Source organism: Mahella australiensis 50-1 BON, from assembly GCF_000213255.1.
Classification (GTDB): Bacteria; Bacillota; Clostridia; order Mahellales; family Mahellaceae; genus Mahella; species Mahella australiensis.
The window spans coordinates 1,176,464-1,193,758 of sequence record NC_015520.1 but is presented as its reverse complement, the minus strand read 5'-3'; the positions used below and the strand labels follow the sequence as shown (position 1 = coordinate 1,193,758).

At 45.4% G+C, this 17,295-nt stretch carries 18 protein-coding genes; 5 read left to right on the top strand and 13 right to left on the bottom strand.

The window, feature by feature from the left end; genetic code table 11:
• Positions 1–66: 66 nt before the first annotated feature.
• Both MAHAU_RS05725 and MAHAU_RS05720 read right to left on the bottom strand, forming a co-directional pair.
• On the bottom strand, positions 67–1,422 hold the full coding sequence (locus MAHAU_RS05725) for an ABC transporter substrate-binding protein (RefSeq protein ID WP_013780777.1): 1,356 nt from the start codon (positions 1,420–1,422) through the stop codon (positions 67–69).
• Positions 1,423–1,702: 280 nt separating this feature from the next.
• Positions 1,703–2,713: a LacI family DNA-binding transcriptional regulator gene (locus tag MAHAU_RS05720; protein WP_013780776.1), complete on the bottom strand. Its 1,011-nt coding sequence runs from the start codon at positions 2,711–2,713 to the stop codon at positions 1,703–1,705.
• A 139-nt stretch (positions 2,714–2,852) separates the two neighbouring features.
• Between MAHAU_RS05720 and MAHAU_RS05715 the strand changes: the two genes are divergently transcribed.
• Together MAHAU_RS05715 and cphA are read left to right on the top strand one after the other, a co-directional pair.
• Positions 2,853–3,698, top strand: a complete 846-nt coding sequence (locus tag MAHAU_RS05715) for a cyanophycinase (RefSeq protein WP_013780775.1) — start codon at positions 2,853–2,855, stop codon at positions 3,696–3,698.
• Positions 3,685–6,324 (top strand): cyanophycin synthetase, encoded by a 2,640-nt coding sequence (gene cphA / locus MAHAU_RS05710; protein WP_013780774.1) that lies wholly within the window; start codon positions 3,685–3,687, stop codon positions 6,322–6,324. Before MAHAU_RS05715 ends, cphA begins: the two co-directional genes overlap by 14 nt.
• Positions 6,325–6,330: 6 nt before the next feature.
• Here cphA and MAHAU_RS05705 read toward each other — a convergent pair whose 3' ends face one another.
• Genes MAHAU_RS05705 through MAHAU_RS05695 form a run of 3 tightly spaced genes read right to left on the bottom strand, consistent with a single transcriptional unit; the run spans position 6,331 to position 8,689 of the window.
• On the bottom strand, positions 6,331–7,260 hold the full coding sequence (locus tag MAHAU_RS05705) for an AEC family transporter (protein WP_013780773.1): 930 nt from the start codon (positions 7,258–7,260) through the stop codon (positions 6,331–6,333).
• A 4-nt stretch (positions 7,261–7,264) separates the two neighbouring features.
• Entirely contained in the window at positions 7,265–7,909 is a 645-nt protein-coding gene (locus tag MAHAU_RS05700; protein WP_013780772.1) for a bifunctional 2-keto-4-hydroxyglutarate aldolase/2-keto-3-deoxy-6-phosphogluconate aldolase, read from the bottom strand.
• A gap of 15 nt (positions 7,910–7,924) precedes the next feature.
• Complete coding sequence (locus tag MAHAU_RS05695; RefSeq protein WP_013780771.1) at positions 7,925–8,689, bottom strand: hypothetical protein; 765 nt, start codon at positions 8,687–8,689, stop codon at positions 7,925–7,927.
• A 298-nt stretch (positions 8,690–8,987) separates the two neighbouring features.
• Here MAHAU_RS05695 and nadA point away from each other — a divergent pair, with 298 nt between their 5' ends.
• From nadA to nadC, 3 genes are read left to right on the top strand one after another with little or no spacing between them, the layout of a single operon-like run.
• A complete protein-coding gene (gene nadA / locus MAHAU_RS05690) occupies positions 8,988–9,893 on the top strand; it encodes a quinolinate synthase NadA (protein ID WP_013780770.1) in 906 nt (301 codons plus the stop codon).
• Entirely contained in the window at positions 9,890–11,509 is a 1,620-nt protein-coding gene (nadB, locus tag MAHAU_RS05685; protein ID WP_013780769.1) for an L-aspartate oxidase, read from the top strand. Before nadA ends, nadB begins: the two co-directional genes overlap by 4 nt.
• Complete coding sequence (nadC, locus tag MAHAU_RS05680) at positions 11,478–12,320, top strand: carboxylating nicotinate-nucleotide diphosphorylase (RefSeq protein WP_013780768.1); 843 nt, start codon at positions 11,478–11,480, stop codon at positions 12,318–12,320. The genes nadB and nadC overlap by 32 nt, the downstream gene beginning before the upstream one ends.
• A 53-nt stretch (positions 12,321–12,373) precedes the next feature.
• Here the strand turns inward: nadC and MAHAU_RS05675 are convergent, their stop codons facing one another.
• The 8 genes from MAHAU_RS05675 to MAHAU_RS05640 are packed head-to-tail and all read right to left on the bottom strand — an operon-like array spanning position 12,374 to position 17,292.
• Positions 12,374–13,231 (bottom strand): TIM barrel protein, encoded by an 858-nt coding sequence (locus MAHAU_RS05675; protein WP_013780767.1) that lies wholly within the window; start codon positions 13,229–13,231, stop codon positions 12,374–12,376.
• A gap of 4 nt (positions 13,232–13,235) precedes the next feature.
• Entirely contained in the window at positions 13,236–13,517 is a 282-nt protein-coding gene (locus MAHAU_RS05670; protein ID WP_013780766.1) for a late competence development ComFB family protein, read from the bottom strand.
• 1 nt (position 13,518) lies between these two features.
• Positions 13,519–14,019, bottom strand: coding sequence for a hypothetical protein (locus MAHAU_RS05665; protein ID WP_013780765.1), 501 nt, complete (start codon positions 14,017–14,019; stop codon positions 13,519–13,521).
• Between the two features lie 5 nt (positions 14,020–14,024).
• The gene (locus MAHAU_RS05660) at positions 14,025–14,462 is read right to left on the bottom strand and encodes a PilW family protein (protein ID WP_281004402.1); all 438 of its coding nucleotides are present in this window, start codon (positions 14,460–14,462) and stop codon (positions 14,025–14,027) included.
• Between the two features lie 5 nt (positions 14,463–14,467).
• Positions 14,468–14,836 (bottom strand): prepilin-type N-terminal cleavage/methylation domain-containing protein, encoded by a 369-nt coding sequence (locus MAHAU_RS05655; protein WP_013780763.1) that lies wholly within the window; start codon positions 14,834–14,836, stop codon positions 14,468–14,470.
• Positions 14,833–15,285 (bottom strand): GspH/FimT family pseudopilin, encoded by a 453-nt coding sequence (locus MAHAU_RS05650; RefSeq protein WP_013780762.1) that lies wholly within the window; start codon positions 15,283–15,285, stop codon positions 14,833–14,835. Before MAHAU_RS05650 ends, MAHAU_RS05655 begins: the two co-directional genes overlap by 4 nt.
• 17 nt (positions 15,286–15,302) lie before the next feature.
• Positions 15,303–16,070, bottom strand: a complete 768-nt coding sequence (locus MAHAU_RS05645; RefSeq protein WP_013780761.1) for a prepilin peptidase — start codon at positions 16,068–16,070, stop codon at positions 15,303–15,305.
• A 4-nt stretch (positions 16,071–16,074) separates the two neighbouring features.
• The gene (locus MAHAU_RS05640) at positions 16,075–17,292 is read right to left on the bottom strand and encodes a type II secretion system F family protein (RefSeq protein WP_013780760.1); all 1,218 of its coding nucleotides are present in this window, start codon (positions 17,290–17,292) and stop codon (positions 16,075–16,077) included.
• Positions 17,293–17,295: the final 3 nt, after the last annotated feature.

The following is a 17,295-nucleotide window of genomic DNA, read 5'->3' as shown; positions in this document are numbered from 1 at the left end:
GAATCGTGCAAAGAGGGCATATGGTATGCATATGCCCTCCTATGTCATTCAGATCATCTTAATCTATTATGGCTCAGCATTAGCCAATTTATCGTTTACAGATTTTACTATCTTAGGCACTGTATCCTCTACAGTCGCTTTCTTAAGCCATACAAGGTCTAAGTTATCCCATATATCCTTCTGTACCTCAGGCACGCCCATCTCAGGTACAAAAGGAGCGAAACCGTTATTGCGTTGATTTATAAAATATTCGCTATGATCTGGTTTGGTATCGCTAGTCACCACTTCGTCTATCCCAAATATCGAGGGTACAGCATTACCATTACCCTTCAGCCTAAAGGTCTGACCTTCTTTGCCGTTAAAATATTCCACAAACTCCCATGCAGCCTGTTTATTTTTAGCACTACTATTTATCACCATAAACGCCTGGGCTATACCGCTTTGAGGATCTTTGCTGCCATCTTTAGTTGGGAACGGTATTACGTCCCAATTAAAGCTAACCTTCTTAAATATAGGCACCGTCCAGCGACCGAAAGATGTAAAGCCAACCTGGCCGGACATAAACATAGCATCAGGGCCCTGGCCTTGAGGCAATGAACCCGCATAAGTTATATTGCCTTTGTTAATATTATCGGACAAGAATTTTAAACCTTCCATATTCTTTTGAGAATCTAACAGATACTTTTTACCATCTTCGCTATAGATTTCTGCTTTGCCATCGTTAGAGGCAAGCCAGCTGTATACATTCCCCCATGAATTTTCGAGAATATAGCCTTTCTTACCGGCGGCAACAAGTTTCGAGGTAATCTGGCTAAAGATATCCCATGTCCACTGACCCTCATCATAATATTCCTGAGGCGTCTTCATACCTACTGATTTTATAAGGTCCGCATTGTAATATAGAACCCACGGATTGCAATCCACGGGCAAACCATAAGTCTTGCCATCCTTCTGAGCCATTTCCAGCAATACAGGTATAAATTCATCCTTTTTCAATTTACTGGAATTATCAAGATAAGAATCAAGCTCTTCGATCTTACCCTGCTTTATAAGCTTGCGGGTAAGAGTCTCACTTGCATAAAAAGCATCCGGAGCAGTACCGCCAGCTACCTGTGTCAATATCTTGTCATCATAACCGCTGGGCACCGGCATAAATTTTATAGTCACATTAGGATGGAGTTTCATATATTCGGCATTCAACTCCTGGAACCGCTGCAATTCCCCGGGATTACCCCATGTGGACCACGTGATGGTAACTTTTTCGCCGCTGGAAGCAGCATTGTTATTGTCGGTTTGTCCATTGTTCTGGCCCTGGCCATTTGACGAAGACGGCGCTTTAGAACCACCGCTGCATCCTACGAGCACAACGCTCAGCAACAATACCGCTGCTAATATAGCAGCAACCAGTTTCTTGTTAAACATCCTTTAACCTCTCCTTTGCTACTTATATATCGTCTGCACTGCACACATGCGCAATCTTAAGCATAATTATGCAAACCATATTTGCAATAATTAAATCGATTGCGCACAGCTTTGCATCATATCTTTATTATATGCGCATTTTATATAACTGTCAAGTAGTTTTTTGTACATATTCTATAAAAATTAGGTAACATATTATGAAATTATAAAGCATAATATGCGCAACTTATTTCAATTTTTAAGGCAAATGATTTCGCAAATGTGCAATAATACATACCCGTCAGCAAGAGACTCTTTCTACAAGCCTTCCGTGAATAATAACGCAATCATTGTATTCAGGCCCGATTTCGATCCTTTTCAGCAGCAATTCAGCCGCTGATTTTCCAAGTTCGTAAGCATATATTTCGACTGATGTCAACGGTGGCATGAGATATTGATCTACGCCTATATTATTAACACCTATTACACCTATATCATATGGTATAGAGTACCCCCTATCCCTACAAGCCCGTATAGCTCCTATAGCAAACAGATCATCCACGGTCACGACAGCCGATGGCTTGCCGTTGCGCAGTATTCTGAGCATAGCATTATAACCTCCGTCTTCCCAAACATCGGCTTCTGCCATATAAGCCCTGTTGGTTGATTTGCCGGCAGCCTCCATAGCCTGTTTATACCCCTCTAAACGATCTATATTCACTATAAATCTTAGATCGCCGGTTATAATACCTATATCTTCATAGCCCTTATCTATTAGATATTGAGTTATCATCCTGCCTATCTCTATATTATCATTATCCACCCAGCATACCCTTTCCAAACCTAATGGCCTGGGATTGCCTATCACCACAAATGGGAAGTTTATTGAATACAGCCACGTTATCAATTCGTCAGAAATACGCGATGATAATAGTACAACACCATCTACTTTGCCGCTTAGCACCATGCGTTGAAGCGCTCGACGTTCCTCCACTTCATTACCGGCAGGGCTGAGCAATATATCACGATCGTGTATACGCAACACTGCGCTTATGCCGCGCAATGCTTCAGGAAAAAACGGATGATTGAATTCCTCGTCATTTGGACGTGGCAACATTATGCCTATATTACCTGTATTCTTGCTAGTAAGGCTTTGAGCCATTGCATTCGGATGATAGCCAAGTTCACGCATTGCCTGTCTGACACGTTTTTTGGTTTCTTGGCTTATGCGCGGGCTGTCTTTCACAACGCGCGATACCGTAGACGGCGACACGTTAGCCGCTTTAGCAACATCTTTAATGGTAATGCCCATAATTCATCTCCTCTCGTTAAGACAAACGGTTGCATAGATTTATGTTTATTATATCATATACATTCATACAGTAGCAATTAAAAATGAATAAACATAGTCTAAAATAGTAAAAATATAGGGTATATATTGGAGGATGGTTATGAATAATAAGGTCAAAGGAAATTTGATCATTATAGGTGGCGCCGAAGATAAATACGGCGACCGCAGAATATTAAAAGAAACTGTGTTATTAAGCGGTGGCAACGACAGCATTATACTTATAATCACGGTCGCTACCGAATATCAAAAAGAGGTTGGCAATGAATATATAGATATATTCGATCAATTGGGAGTAAAAGATGTAAAAGTGTTGAATATAAACGACAGACAGGACGCTAATAAGCAAAAATATGCCGATGCAATATACAATGCCAGCTGCGTCTTTTTTACAGGCGGCGATCAGCTTCGCATAAGCAGTATACTCGGCGGCACGTTGGCAGATGAGGCGTTATTGCGGGCCTATGAAGATGGACTGCTCATAGCAGGCACCAGCGCCGGCGCTTCGGCGATGAGCCAAACTATGATAGTATCAGGTGAAGATGACGATTCGCCTCGAAAATGTACGTTGAAAATGGCGCCTGGCCTTGGATTATTGAAAGGTGCGGTAATAGACCAGCACTTTGCACAACGGGGAAGGATAGGCAGATTACTATCAGCTATAGCGCAAAATCCATATATGCTCGGCATAGGCATAGATGAAGATACCGCCATACATGTTATGCCGAATGGCTGTTTCCGCGTCATAGGTTCTGGAGCCGTAACGGTATTGGATGGTATACATATCGACTATACCAATGTATCGGAACTAAAACCCGATCAACCATTGGCTCTAACCAATATAACATTGCATATCCTTCCAGCAAGCTACGGGTTTGATATGAACATACGTCAACCATTGTTAACTTATGACACAAAACAGGAGGAGACAAGCATTGCACATCTGTGAACTCAAAGCATACAAAGGCAGAAATATATTCAGCCACAAACCGGTTATAAAGCTGGTGATAGATCTCGAAAATTTCGATAATGTTGCTACCAAGGATATAACAGATTTCAATCAACGTTTACTTCAAATGTTTCCCGGCTTGAGACAACATAGATGCTCGCCGGGATACGAGGGGGGTTTCGTAGAACGTCTGTATGAGGGAACCTATCTGGCCCATGTTATAGAACACCTATCATTGGAGATACAACATTGCCTGGGCTACGATGTATCCTTTGGCAAAGCCCGCTGCATAGATGGAAATTCTCAATATCTAATAGTATTCGCATATGATGTCGAATGTGTCGGTTTAGAAGCTGCGCGGCTGGCAATAGACATTACGGAGGCATTGATAAATCAGCAAAGCATTGATACCGATAACAGGTTAAAAAAGCTAAAAGTCAAGGCCGCCGGCGCACAGCTCGGTCCCAGTACACAAGCTCTAGTAAATGCCGCCAGAGAAAGCGATATACCGATAATGCGTATAGGCGATGGCAGTATACTGCAATTAGGCTATGGTAAATATCAAAAACGAATAGAAGCCACTATAACCGAGAATACAAGCTGTATCGCGGTGGATATAGCTTGTGATAAAATGATTACAAAATCCATATTAGCAGATATCGGTATACCCGTTCCCATTGGTCAAAGCTGCTCAGAAGCGGACGAAGCGATATCGATAGCCGAAAGCATCGGTTATCCCGTGGTAGTAAAGCCTAAAGGCGGAAATCAGGGCAAAGGCGTATGGTTAGAACTTAATAACCCCGAGGCTGTAAAGCAAGCATTCAAAAGCGCCAGCCTGTTCGACCAAGAGATAATAGTAGAAAAATATATAAAGGGCCGCGATTATAGAGTACTGGTAGTAGGAGATAAGATAATAGCCGTATCCGAGAAGATACCGCCTTACGTCGTAGGTGACGGCCACCACACTATAGTCGAACTGGTAAATATGATCAATAGTGACGAAAGGCGCGGTGATGATCATGAACGTCCTCTCACTAAGATCAAAATAGACGAACAGGTAACATCCTATCTGCACAAAAACGGTTTAAACATCGACTCCATACCTCAAAGCGGGCAAAAAGTGTATTTAAGGGTAAACGGCAACCTCAGTACCGGCGGGATAGCAATTGATCGCACAGACAAAATTCATCCTTACAACGCAGATTTGGCACTGCGCGCTGCCAGAATTATAGGCCTAGATGTAGCTGGTATAGACATAACGGCCTTGGATATAGATGTTCCATTAGACGGCGTAAACGGTGCCATCATCGAGATCAATGCGGCACCCGGCATACGCATGCATCACTATCCTTATAAAGGAAAACCGAGAAATGCCGCCAAAGCCATAATAGACATGCTTTATCCTCAAGGGCAACGCTCGTCAATACCCATAGTGTCAGTTACAGGCAGCAATGGCAAAACCACCACCGTGCGCATAATCGCCCATATGTTGCGCACCCAGGGCCTCAATGTTGGTATGACCACAACGGGAGGCATATATATCAACGATGAGTGCATAATGAAAGGTGACACTACAGGGCCGGCTAGTGCACAGATAATATTAAGCGACAAATCGGTGGAAGCTGCCGTATTGGAAACCGCACGAGGTGGCATAATACGCTCGGGACTAGGTTATGATCTCAGCGATGTAGGCGTCATCACCAATATAACTGGCGATCACCTGGGGATAGATGGTATACACACATTGGAGGATATGCTGCATGTCAAATCCCTGATAGTGGAAGCAGTTAAGGATAACGGCTATGCCGTGCTCAACGCTGATGACGCTATATCGGTACAAGCAGCTAGGCGCGTACGCTGCAACCTAATTTACTTCTCCTTTAATCAAAATAACATCCTGATACAGCATCAGATAGACAACGGGCGGCCTGCGGTATATCTAAAAGACGATTATATAGTACTGTTCGACGGTGAAAATATATACAATGTTATAGCCGTTGATGAGATACCCGCCACATGGGAAGGAAAGCTCACCTACAATATTGAGAATAGCATGGCAGCCGTAGCAGCTGGCTATGGTATAAAAGTACCTGTATCGGTTATGGAAAAGGCTCTTCGGACATTCTACAGCGACTCGCTGCAAAACCCCGGGCGATTCAATATATTCAATGTCCGCGACTTCAGGGTTATAGTCGATTACGCACACAACGTCGAAAGCTACAAATCGGTCATAAGCGCGTTAAAACAAATGAATCCCGCCAGGCTTATAGGCGTCATAGGGGCACCAGGTGACCGAAGGGATGAAGATATTATCGAGATGGGCCGCATAGCAGGTTATGGATTCGATCGCATAATAATAAAAGAGGATATAGAGCTACGAGGAAGGCAAACGGGCGAAGTAAGCCGCCTGCTTCAGCAAGGAGCGCTGAGAGCAGGCATGCCAAAAAGCAGCATGAATATCATATTATCGGAAACTGACGCCATAAGCGCCGCCATGGGTCAGGCGCAACCGGGCGATATAGTAATAGTATTCTACGAAAGATTAGAGCCCATATTGGACGCTATAAAGAAAGCATCGCCGCTTGAACCGCATGTTTTCAGTCCACCCCAAAATATGCTACTATAATTTCGCTTATATACTGAGCAACCATATGAGCGCCGGCAATGTTATCAGGCTTATCAATGTAGACATCAACACGCATTGCGCTCCATAGGTATAATCTGCACCATAGCGGCGGGCTAATGCCGGTCCCAGCGCTGAGGCCGGCATACCCACTTGCACGACCACCACCAGCTTCACCAGATCGTTTACATGCAATAACGTCAGCAATCCATACAGCAAAAGCGGCATAACAGCCAATTTGGCTATAGAAAGCACGAACGTGCTGCCATTGGTGACGGCCTCTTTTATATCGAGTTCAGCCAACGCCGCTCCTATAAATATCATCGAGAGGTATATAGTGGTTTTCCCCAAAGGATTTAATGCGGCAAATACCAGGCGGGGCAACTTTATACCTGTTAGGAACATCACCAGGCCTATAAAAAACGATATAGTATTCATATTAAAAAGATTTCTCCAACCGTTGGCATGATCATTCTGTCTGCGCGTCAACAACCATAATCCAAGCGTCCACAAAGCCGTATCGTTGGCTATAGTAAAAACGCTACCGTAGAATATACCTTTGTCGCCCATAAGTGCTGATAACACAGGATAACCGAGATATACCACATTGCCAAACATCAGCTCAAACCGCAATACATCAGCCCGTTCCTCAGGTATATTCAGCTTATCGGACAATAACCATCCCATAGCAAAGGATACAATTAAAGAAATTATAGCAAATAACACTATCAGGGAACTATCTATGAGTATCTGGGCAGAAAAATTATAACCGCTTAAAGTGGTTATAATTAGCGCTGGCTGTGTTATCTTTATCATGACGTTCGATACACCGTCTTTATCTGATGGGCTTATGAATTTGGCCTTAGCCGCTATATAGCTTATAGCCAATAAGATCATCAATATAATTATCTGATCTATCACCGATGAAAAATCTGCCATATTCCTATCTACTGCGCACCCGATGCACTATATCGATAAACTTGCGTGCCGTCTCAGTGACAGCAGCGTAATCCCCGTCTTTAGCCCTGCCGGTCAGAGCGCCTCCTACACCAAGCGCTACCGCTCCTGCTGTAATCCATTCCTCGGCGTTATCCAGGCTTATACCGCCGGTGGGCATAAACGATGCTTGTGGCAATGGCCCTTTAAAAGCTTTTATAATATTCGGCCCAAATAATTCACCGGGAAATATTTTTATAATATCAGCCCCTGCCTCCATGGCTTCAACAGCCTCTTTTACGGTCATAGCGCCCGGCATGCATGGTATTTGGTATCTATTGCATAATTTAACAGTATCAATGTTCAGCGATGGACTCACCACATAGTTAGCGCCGTTTATTATTGCCAATCTAGCCGTCTCGGCATCCAATACCGTACCGGCGCCCAACACAAGCCTGTCTCCATAATGGAAGTTCAATTCTTTTATAACCTCTACTGCGCCGGGTACTGTAAAAGTGATCTCTATAGCCGATATGCCACCCTGCATACATGCATCGGCTATATTCAGAGCCTGCTGTACGCCTTCGGCACGCACAACCGCGACTACACCCGCATCTATAATGCGCTGTTCTATCATAAGTTTCTGCAGCATAACATAACCCCATTTCTATATTTTATCAGGCTTAGGTGCCGTAGCCTTTAATTTCGCTACGACCTCATCCTTTTTCTTTATCCCTCTCAAATAGCCTACGCCGGTCGCTATAGGCATTAGAGGCAGCGTCACATACGCCAGCGCTATCATGATATCCTCATGTACGCTGTATATCTCAATGTACGGGCTCATCCATATGCGATGCATCACCTTTATCCAAAGCACATCGCCGCCACTTAATGTCAACATTACAGTTAATACCAAACCGGGTATAGAGGCTATAGCACCCGCTATAAAACCGTTATATAATATGCGTTCCTTATCTGCAAAACCTGAACCCTGAGCTGCCGCAGCCATTATAAAAAGATATAAAGCAGCTGTGATAAGGCCGGCTATAAACTCGGCTGTAAGATTCCGCTCAGGCTCGGCCGGCAGTACTTCTCCCGGCTGAGCGGTTCCGGATTGATCTGGCAAAGCATTATCCGGTTGAACAGGGTTGTCGGTACCTGGCTCTGACTGCTCTTCAACAGGCTGCTGTGCATCAGGTGCATTCGGCTGAGCAGTATTATCATCAGTACCCGGTTGCTGTTGAGCAGGTTGTTGATCTACGTCGCCCTGCTGTTGCGATGCGTTTGTCGGCGGCGTGCTTGTACCCAAATTACCGCTCAAAAGGTTAACTAACCCCAATACCGCAGGCAAAAAAGCAAAAAAGGCTATAGCCAGCACGGCATGTGTAACCAGGAAACTCCTGCTCAATTTCCATGTAGATGATTTTATCAAAAAATTACCTCCATTCTCAAACGATTAAACGATTTATTATCAGCTTATACTATGTTAACATTATGCCGTGGATTTCTCAAGATGTTTTTATTCTGCGATTCGTAATATAGCAAGTTTAGCACATGCATGATATAAATCCTATGCCTGCTATAGGTTCGACACAATATCAGCGTTTCCAGTTCTATATTACGAATTGAAACTTATTATTGTTGTCTTGTCATCTGTGTAGACATACAAATGCAAACGTGTTATGATATAATAAAACCAATAGTACTTTAAAGTAAAGAAGGCATTGTAAATGGATGAAACCGTCTCACGCAGGATAAGCGTACTGAAAAAGGAGCGCAATGCCATTATACTGGCGCATTTTTATCAGCGTCCGGAGGTACAGGATATAGCCGATTTTGTGGGCGATTCATTGGAGCTGGCTCGCAAAGCATCGGTGACCGACGCCGACGTGATCGTATTTTGCGGCGTACATTTTATGGCTCAAACGGCATATATTTTGTCCCCGGATAAGTCCGTGCTGCTGCCCCAGATAAAGGCCGGGTGCCCTATGGCTGATACGGCTGACGCCGACGACGTGGCCGCGCTGAAAGAGCAGCATCCGGACGCAGTGGTGGTCAGCTATGTAAATACCACAGCCGAGGTCAAAGCTATAAGCGATATATGCTGCACATCGGCCAACGCAGTAAAAGTGGTCAATTCCATACCAGCCAATAAGGAAATCATATTTATACCCGATAAAAACCTCGGCCAATACATTATGGAGCAAACCGGACGCCATCTCATATTATGGAGCGGTTACTGCAATACGCACGATCGGCTTACAGCAGAGGAGCTATTGGCAGCCAAAAGGTTGCATCCCGAAGCTGAGGTGCTTGCCCACCCGGAGTGTCGCCCTGACGTAGTGCACATGGCTGATTTCGTAGGCAGCACCGGCGGTATGGTAATGCATGTACGCGACAGCCATGCGACCGAATTTATCATAGGCACAGAGATCGGCGTTATACACCGCATGAAGCAGCTTTGCTCGAATAAAAGCTTTTATCCGGCATCTCAAAAACTAATGTGCCCGAACATGAAGCTGACATCGTTGGACGATGTGCTCAAAGCGCTGGAAACCGTGAGCCCGCGTGTAACGGTAAATGATTATATACGCTCCCGCGCTTTATTGCCGATAGAAAGAATGCTGGCTTTATGAACGTGACATCATACTGCGTAAACTTCGACTCCAAGTCATTGCTTCAACAACGATACGATTATGTAATAATAGGCGGTGGCATAGCCGGATTATACGCCGCGCATCTGGCCAAGCAGCATGGCAGCACCGCCCTTATAAATAAAGGCGATTTTGACAGTTCAGACGCATACAGGGCACAGGGCGGCATAGCATGCGTATGGAATGACAATGACAGTTTCGCCTCACATATAGCGGACACGTTGACAGCCGGTGATGGTTTATGCAATGAGGAAAATGTAACCATTATGATAAACGAGGCTCCAACGCACATACGACGGCTGATAGATTTAGGTGTATCTTTCGATACGGATGAAAACGGCTATGCCCTTGGCATGGAAGGCGCTCATTCTCATCGACGCATACTGCACGCCGGCGATTATACGGGCAAGGCCATCGTAACCAATATAGCCAATGCAATAGAAGGCGTGGCATTATACAGCCAATATCTCGCACTAGACCTATTGGTCGACGACAATAAGTGCTATGGCGTATTGATTATGAATATTCAAAGCGAGCAACGCTTTATCCTATGGGCCAAAGCTATCATACTGGCAGGCGGTGGCGCTGGCAATCTTTTTATTAATACCACAAACAGCCCGCTCATCACAGGGGACGCCATAGCCATGGCTTATAGAAAGGGTTGCACATTGACCGATATGGAATTTATGCAATTTCATCCCACCGCTTTATACGAGCAAAACGGCCAGCGTTTTCTCATATCCGAAGCGGTTAGAGGCGAAGGCGGCATACTGCGCGATATATGCGGCGAACGGTTTATGGAGCGTTATCATCCGCTTAAAGAGTTAGCGCCCAGGGATATAGTGGCGCGGGCTATATACGCCGAGATGAAAAAACATGATACACCTTACGTATATCTTGATGTAACAAGCATCGACAAAGCATATTTCGCTGCCCGCTTCCCTACTATATATGCTAAGTGCACCGAGATAGGCATAGATATATCCAAGGACTATATACCGGTGTCGCCGGCGGCTCATTTTCTAATGGGCGGCATAAAGACCGACAGCTTTGGGCAAACGGATGTAGAAAGGCTCTATGCCTGCGGGGAATGCGCATGTACCGGCGTACACGGCGCCAATCGCTTGGCCAGCAATTCATTGTTAGAAGGTCTGGTATTCGCAGCGCGTGCGGTAAAACACGCCTCATCATTAAACACTATGCCAGAACATAGACGCTTTAAGTGGTGGCATCAGCGCTTACCTGAAACGTTTTTAACGCCCGATGAAATAGCGGCAATCGGCCGCCAACTCCAAGCCATAATGGAGCGATACGTCGGCATAGAACGAGATGGAACCGGACTAAACCAAGCTATACGGTGGCTTGAACAGTATGAATGGATATTGGGCTTATCGGCTGATAGGCCAGATATATATGAGTTGCAAAGCTTGATAATTGTGGGCTATGCTATGGCACGCGCCGCTCTTTTCCGCTGCGAGAGCCGTGGCAGTCATTACAGGACCGATTATCCGGCCAAAAATGATATGTTAAAGCATCATATAATAATCAAAGGAGAAAATATAGCGTATGATACCGATTATAGACAGATTCATAGCTAAAAAACACATTGAACGATATCTTGAGGAGGATTTGGGTTGGGGCGACATAACCACCGATTTGCTGGTGGACCTAAAGGTAACTGCTCATGCCTATATAAAGGCCAAAGAAAGCGGTGTGATAGCAGGCTTACCCGTTGCCGAGATGGTATATAATACTCTCGACCCTGCAATACAATTCATCCCATTAGTACAGGATGGTTTTTTCATAGATACGCAGACAGTAATAGCCGAGGTAAAAGGGCCTATGAACCCTATCTTAAAAGGCGAGCGGTTATGTTTGAATCTGCTTCAGCGTATGAGCGGTATAGCTACATATACGCGTCGCCTGAGCGATATGATAAAGCCTTATAAAGCTGAGTTGACCGATACGCGCAAGACTGCCCCAGGATTAAGATATTTCGACCGCTATGCCGTGGCCGTAGGAGGCGGTATAAATCACCGCTATAATCTGGCCGATGCCGTATTGATAAAGGACAACCATATAAAGCTGGCCGGCGGTGTAAAAGCGGCGTTGTCCAAAGTCCAAAGCAACCTGTCCCATACCATGAAGATCGAGATAGAGGTGGAAGGCTTGCAGCAACTGCAGCAAGCGATAGAATGCCATGCTGACATAATACTGTTGGATAATATGCCTTTAGATATGATGCGCCGGGCTGTTGAGATAACTGCCGGCAGGGCTATACTCGAAGCATCGGGCAATATAGATGAGTCTAACATCGCAGATGTAGCTGCTACAGGCATCGATATAATATCCTCAGGTGCGCTGACGCATTCCGTAAACGCGCTGGACATAAGCATGCGCATAGAATAGGCTATACATATATGCCTCGCTACCATAAACCTTCGCAGTCTGAAGAATGTCTCTTACGCCTTGTTGCATGCGCTGATGTATATGTCCTTCATCTTTCTGGCATCTTCAGCCATTACGTCGCGGGATTCGCATATTATGATAGGAGAGATATCCCAACGGCACAATGCCTCGGCCAACGGCTCGAAGTCTGGTCCATACTGCGCATCATCCAGCGTCCAGTGTCTTTTCTCTCCGCCTTCGGTATACTCTATGCGGCTGAAATGACAATGCATATGATTCAATCTGTCATGCCCAAGTTTATCCTCTATGACGCGCAATATGTCCTCATATTCCTGTATACTTTTGATCCACCCCATATCCCGCGCGTTTAAATGGCCGAAGTCTACGGTAGGTATAAAGCTGTCATCGACCCTGCACATCTCCATAATTTCCCCTAAGTCCCCTAATTGGTTCTTCTTGCCCAGGGTTTCCGGGCATAAATGCACGTCATCCAACCCCTCGTCTTTGCACCGACGCCACGCCCCGGCTAACGCCTTCTTAGCCCGTTCAAGCGATGGCTTGCGGCCGTCGGCCACATTGCCCGGGTGAATAACGACGCGACTCGCACCCATCCATTTGGCTGCTCTGGCCGACTTCAGTATATGGCCTATGGACTTTTCTATCCTTTCGGCATCGTCCGATGCCAGGTTGATATAATACGGCGCATGTATGCTAAGCACTATTCCGTACCTCTCAGCCTGTTGCCCCAGTGCCGCAGCCGTAGTCTGTCCTATATTGACGCCGCGGCCGCATTGATACTCGTATGCATCCAAACCCATATCGGCCAGCCAACGCGGCATATCTACGCTGGATGAATTGCCTTGATCGTAAAAACTCTTGGAATTGCCTGCTGGCCCAAACTTTGCTGCCATGATATTATCCTTTCTTCCTGTTATGCCTCGGATTTTTCGAGACTACTTTAGCAGCCTCTATAAGCGCTACCTCTGCATCTACCTCCGACTGCTGCACCAATTCGGCCAACTTTGAATACAGCTCGCCTTCAGGTGTCACCACGTACTTGGGCGGCAGATGGTTTAATGCATATGCCATCATATCCATCTGGCATATCTCGCACTTGCACACGTCCAAATCCGGTAAAATAAGTTTTAACGTATGCTCCACCACATCCTCCATATAATTTCTCATAGCATGCGCCATATCACCGCACCTCTTTCCATTCATTCACTTCCACAAATACTGCTGTTTGCCCAAGAATCACCTCGGCCTTGACCTCCACCATGCTCACAGCATTTTTTACATGGCCACGAGACTGTATAGTATATGTATTATCGCTGTTGCCGAACACAACGTTGACGTCGCTATACCGATCCTCGCCATCGTCAAAATCTATCCTCATGCTATATGATGCCAGGATTTCATCATAAAAATGCTGTTCTATGTACTGCTCCACAGGCAAAACCTCTTGGGTTTCGGCCTCTTGTTTTAATCGGTCATACGTCTCCTTGACCTGGGCTTTAATCTCATATAGCGCCGCAGTAGCTCCGCCATCGGCGATATAATAGACATCATGGCTGCTGTCATCCGACTTAGCTATACTGTAATCCGACATGGCAATCGATATGATGCTCAAGGCTAAAACGGACAGCACCGATACCAACAGGAGCACTACTATATAAGCTGAACCCTTATGCTGCCACATGATATCTATTCCCTTATCGTATATGAGCCGCTCATAGAAAAACTATGGCCTTTTTCATCATCGCCGCATATAACGATATTTATAGTATTGCCCGTTCGGTTTACATCGAAACTTTTTATATAGTATGCCATTTCGTTGGACACTCCGTCTATTTTTTCATACAACGAGCTCCCATATCTGTAAAAAGTAGCTTTGCCAACCGTTATGCGATCTTTTAAAACATCAGCCACTATTTGCGACCCGTCGGCTGCCCTCAATGCCCTCATTATATCCCCCATGGCAAAACGCACGTTTTGTTCGACGTCGGTATATGCCGATACGCGCTCAAATGATATACGACCGCTTAATAGCAACATATAGGCTGCATCGAGCACTATGGCCATTATGGCTACTGCTATTACAACCTCTACCAACGTAAATCCTCTATCTTTATTATTACGCATCATCTTTACCTTGGTAGCGCCACTATGGTCTGCCTTACAGCCAGAGGCTCATCTGCATTTTCCGATTCAAATGCCTTCACATCGACCCTCTTGAGCACGTTATCCTCATCACCAACGGCGTTGCCATCACTAACATAATCTTCTATCTGTACTTTTACATAATAGCCGTCACGCTGACCGGTATTCACCACTAAGCCGGCTCTTATATCCTCGATGACGTTTTGGGCTACATACCCGGCTCGGGATATATCGCCCGCTGTAGCCTGAACCTTCGTGCTCTGAACAAATATGCCTGAAAATGGAATAACTATAACGCCCAGTATAGCCATAGCGACAATAATCTCCAACAGGGTAAATCCTTTGTATTCGTTCATCGATACACCTTCACCCTGCCGGTTACTGGCAGCACCCTGACCTCTACACGCTCTCCCCCGGCACATAACGTTATTGTACCGCCTTGCCTAGGCCTGCCATAAGCATTAAAGCCTACGACTTCTATGCCATAAAGGTCATCGTTAAAATTCGATACAATGCTATCCAAGCGTCCGCTAAGTCGATCTGTTTCAAGGCTTGGCTTTGTAATATTATACTCCCTTATATTATAACGGCCGTCGCTGTATAATTCCAGTTTCATGTCTTTACCGCAAGTCATAGCCATCTGCCTGGTCTTTCGTATAGCCACGGTAATCTGCCTTGCTGAAGATTCTACAGTTTCTCTGTCCAGCCAACTGTTGATATCAGGCATAGCCATACCCGATATTATAGCCATTATGGCTAAAATGCATAATATCTCTATAAATGTAAACCCTCTATCGCATCTCATGTACAAATTATAACATATTACGCCAAAAAAAGATACCAGTTTATGAATTCATATCCAAACCACCATGATATCGCTGTACCTATCGATAAAAATGGACCGAACGGTATCTCACTGGCCATATCCTTTTTCTTTAAGGCTATCATTATAATCCCTGCTATAGCCCCTATGTATACGCCTATAAAAAAGGCCAGCAGCGTGCGTTGCCAGCCTAAAAGGGTGCCGACCGCAGCCATAAGCTTGATATCGCCGATACCCATGCCTTCCTTTTTCAAAATAATAAGCGACAAAATGTAGATCGTACCTATTATGCAGGCACCGACCAATGCGCCCAAAGCAGCGTATTGCCATGTTCCCGATGGGTCCACAGCAACCGCTATTATTCCGACAGCTACTATGGGTATAAGCGCCGCATCCAGTATAATACCCTCATCTATATCCACAAACGATATGATCATAAGCGATGAGACCAGCGCCAGCGAATATAAGAGCTCTATGCTGTAGCCGTATGTCAGTGCTGATACGACAAAAGCAATGCCGGTCAGTGCTTCTACAATAGGATACCTTATTGATATCGGCTCTTTGCAATGCCGGCATTTGCCACCCAATATCGCATAACTCACAACAGGTATGAGGTCATAAGGCTTTATGCGTTGGCCGCATTTCGGGCAATATGAGGGCGGATAAGCTATGGACAATCCTTTCGGTATACGGTGTATGCATACATTCAAGAAACTGCCTATGACCGTGCCGAATAAAAATATGAAAATCAAGAGAACATATTCCATATCATCATGCTCCGGCGGGCACAGTGCTTATCATAGTAAACATCGGCAGCGCTATTGATATGACGATAAACCCTATAGCGAGTCCAAGCACCACGATTATAGCCGGCTCTATAAGCGAAGTAAGCCGCGTGGCAGCATTCTCAGCCTCCGTTTCATAAAATTGCGCCGTCTGGGCCAACATGGCGTCCAATGAACCGCTTTCCTCGCCTATGCGCGTCATCTGCACCAGCATAACGGGAAAAAGCTCCGCTTTGCCTATCGTATCAGCCAGCGTCACGCCCTGCTCTACATCCTCTATGAACTCATCTATATGCCCCTCCACTACTTTATTTTTAATAACGCCTTTTACTATATCGAGAGCCTGGTTTATATCTATGCCGCTGGCCAAAAGCGTGCTCAATATCTGCGCAAAATTCGCCGTTATCGAGCGTATCATAAAGTCCTTTACAACCGGCACTTTAAGTTTTAAGCCATCGAACCAGCGCCGTCCGGCATCAGTGGATATATAATAAAACAATACCAATGCTAGCACCGCTATTAGCAGCAACAAAATAACAGCATAGTTCTGCACAAACCCGCTCAAGCCCAGAAGTATACGCGTAGGCAGCGGCAACTCCATACCCGAATCGGTAAACATGCTTACAAATGTAGGAACGACGAAGATCAGCATGAATATAACAACGGCTATAGCCACTGCGCACACCACAACAGGATATATCATGGCATTGGACACCTTCTGCTGCAGTTTATACTGTTTCTCATACGTATCGGCCATACGCTCCAACGATATATCCAATGTGCCGCTGAGCTCACCTACTCTTACCATCTCGACCAGCATAGCCGGAAAAACGCGGGGATACTCCTCCATGCTGTCAGATAACGCTTTACCCACCTGAACGCTTTGATATATCTCGGCCAGAGCCTCTTTCAAACTCTTATTGGCAACCTGTTCGCGCATTATATCCAGGGCCTGTACTATTGGTATGCCCGCCTTTATAACCGCAGAAAACTGCCTGCAAAATACCGATATATCTCTTAAAGGAACGCGCTGCAGAGTGGCCAGCCAACCGCCTGAACGCTTATCTCTTATAGGCTTTACTTCCACAGGATAATAGCCTCGTTCCCTCAGCATAGCCATGACGGCATCCTTATCCACAGCCTCATACTGCCCCGCCTGCATTGTTCCGTCAATATTTACACCCTTATAAGCATACAAAGGCATAGT

Bases quoted from the DNA above. Each gene is read 5' to 3' on its own strand.
- MAHAU_RS05725 (WP_013780777.1), bottom strand. From the start codon at position 1,422: ATGTTTAACAAGAAACTGGTTGCTGCTATATTAGCAGCGGTATTGTTG.
- MAHAU_RS05720 (WP_013780776.1), bottom strand. From the start codon at position 2,713: ATGGGCATTACCATTAAAGATGTTGCTAAAGCGGCTAACGTGTCGCCG.
- MAHAU_RS05715 (WP_013780775.1), top strand. From the start codon at position 2,853: ATGAATAATAAGGTCAAAGGAAATTTGATCATTATAGGTGGCGCCGAA.
- MAHAU_RS05705 (WP_013780773.1), bottom strand. From the start codon at position 7,260: ATGGCAGATTTTTCATCGGTGATAGATCAGATAATTATATTGATGATC.
- MAHAU_RS05700 (WP_013780772.1), bottom strand. From the start codon at position 7,909: ATGCTGCAGAAACTTATGATAGAACAGCGCATTATAGATGCGGGTGTA.
- nadA (WP_013780770.1), top strand. From the start codon at position 8,988: ATGGATGAAACCGTCTCACGCAGGATAAGCGTACTGAAAAAGGAGCGC.
- nadB (WP_013780769.1), top strand. From the start codon at position 9,890: ATGAACGTGACATCATACTGCGTAAACTTCGACTCCAAGTCATTGCTT.
- nadC (WP_013780768.1), top strand. From the start codon at position 11,478: ATGATACCGATTATAGACAGATTCATAGCTAAAAAACACATTGAACGA.
- MAHAU_RS05675 (WP_013780767.1), bottom strand. From the start codon at position 13,231: ATGGCAGCAAAGTTTGGGCCAGCAGGCAATTCCAAGAGTTTTTACGAT.
- MAHAU_RS05670 (WP_013780766.1), bottom strand. From the start codon at position 13,517: ATGGCGCATGCTATGAGAAATTATATGGAGGATGTGGTGGAGCATACG.
- MAHAU_RS05665 (WP_013780765.1), bottom strand. From the start codon at position 14,019: ATGTGGCAGCATAAGGGTTCAGCTTATATAGTAGTGCTCCTGTTGGTA.
- MAHAU_RS05660 (WP_281004402.1), bottom strand. From the start codon at position 14,462: ATGCGTAATAATAAAGATAGAGGATTTACGTTGGTAGAGGTTGTAATA.
- MAHAU_RS05655 (WP_013780763.1), bottom strand. From the start codon at position 14,836: ATGAACGAATACAAAGGATTTACCCTGTTGGAGATTATTGTCGCTATG.
- MAHAU_RS05650 (WP_013780762.1), bottom strand. From the start codon at position 15,285: ATGAGATGCGATAGAGGGTTTACATTTATAGAGATATTATGCATTTTA.
- MAHAU_RS05645 (WP_013780761.1), bottom strand. From the start codon at position 16,070: ATGGAATATGTTCTCTTGATTTTCATATTTTTATTCGGCACGGTCATA.
- MAHAU_RS05640 (WP_013780760.1), bottom strand. From the start codon at position 17,292: ATGCCTTTGTATGCTTATAAGGGTGTAAATATTGACGGAACAATGCAG.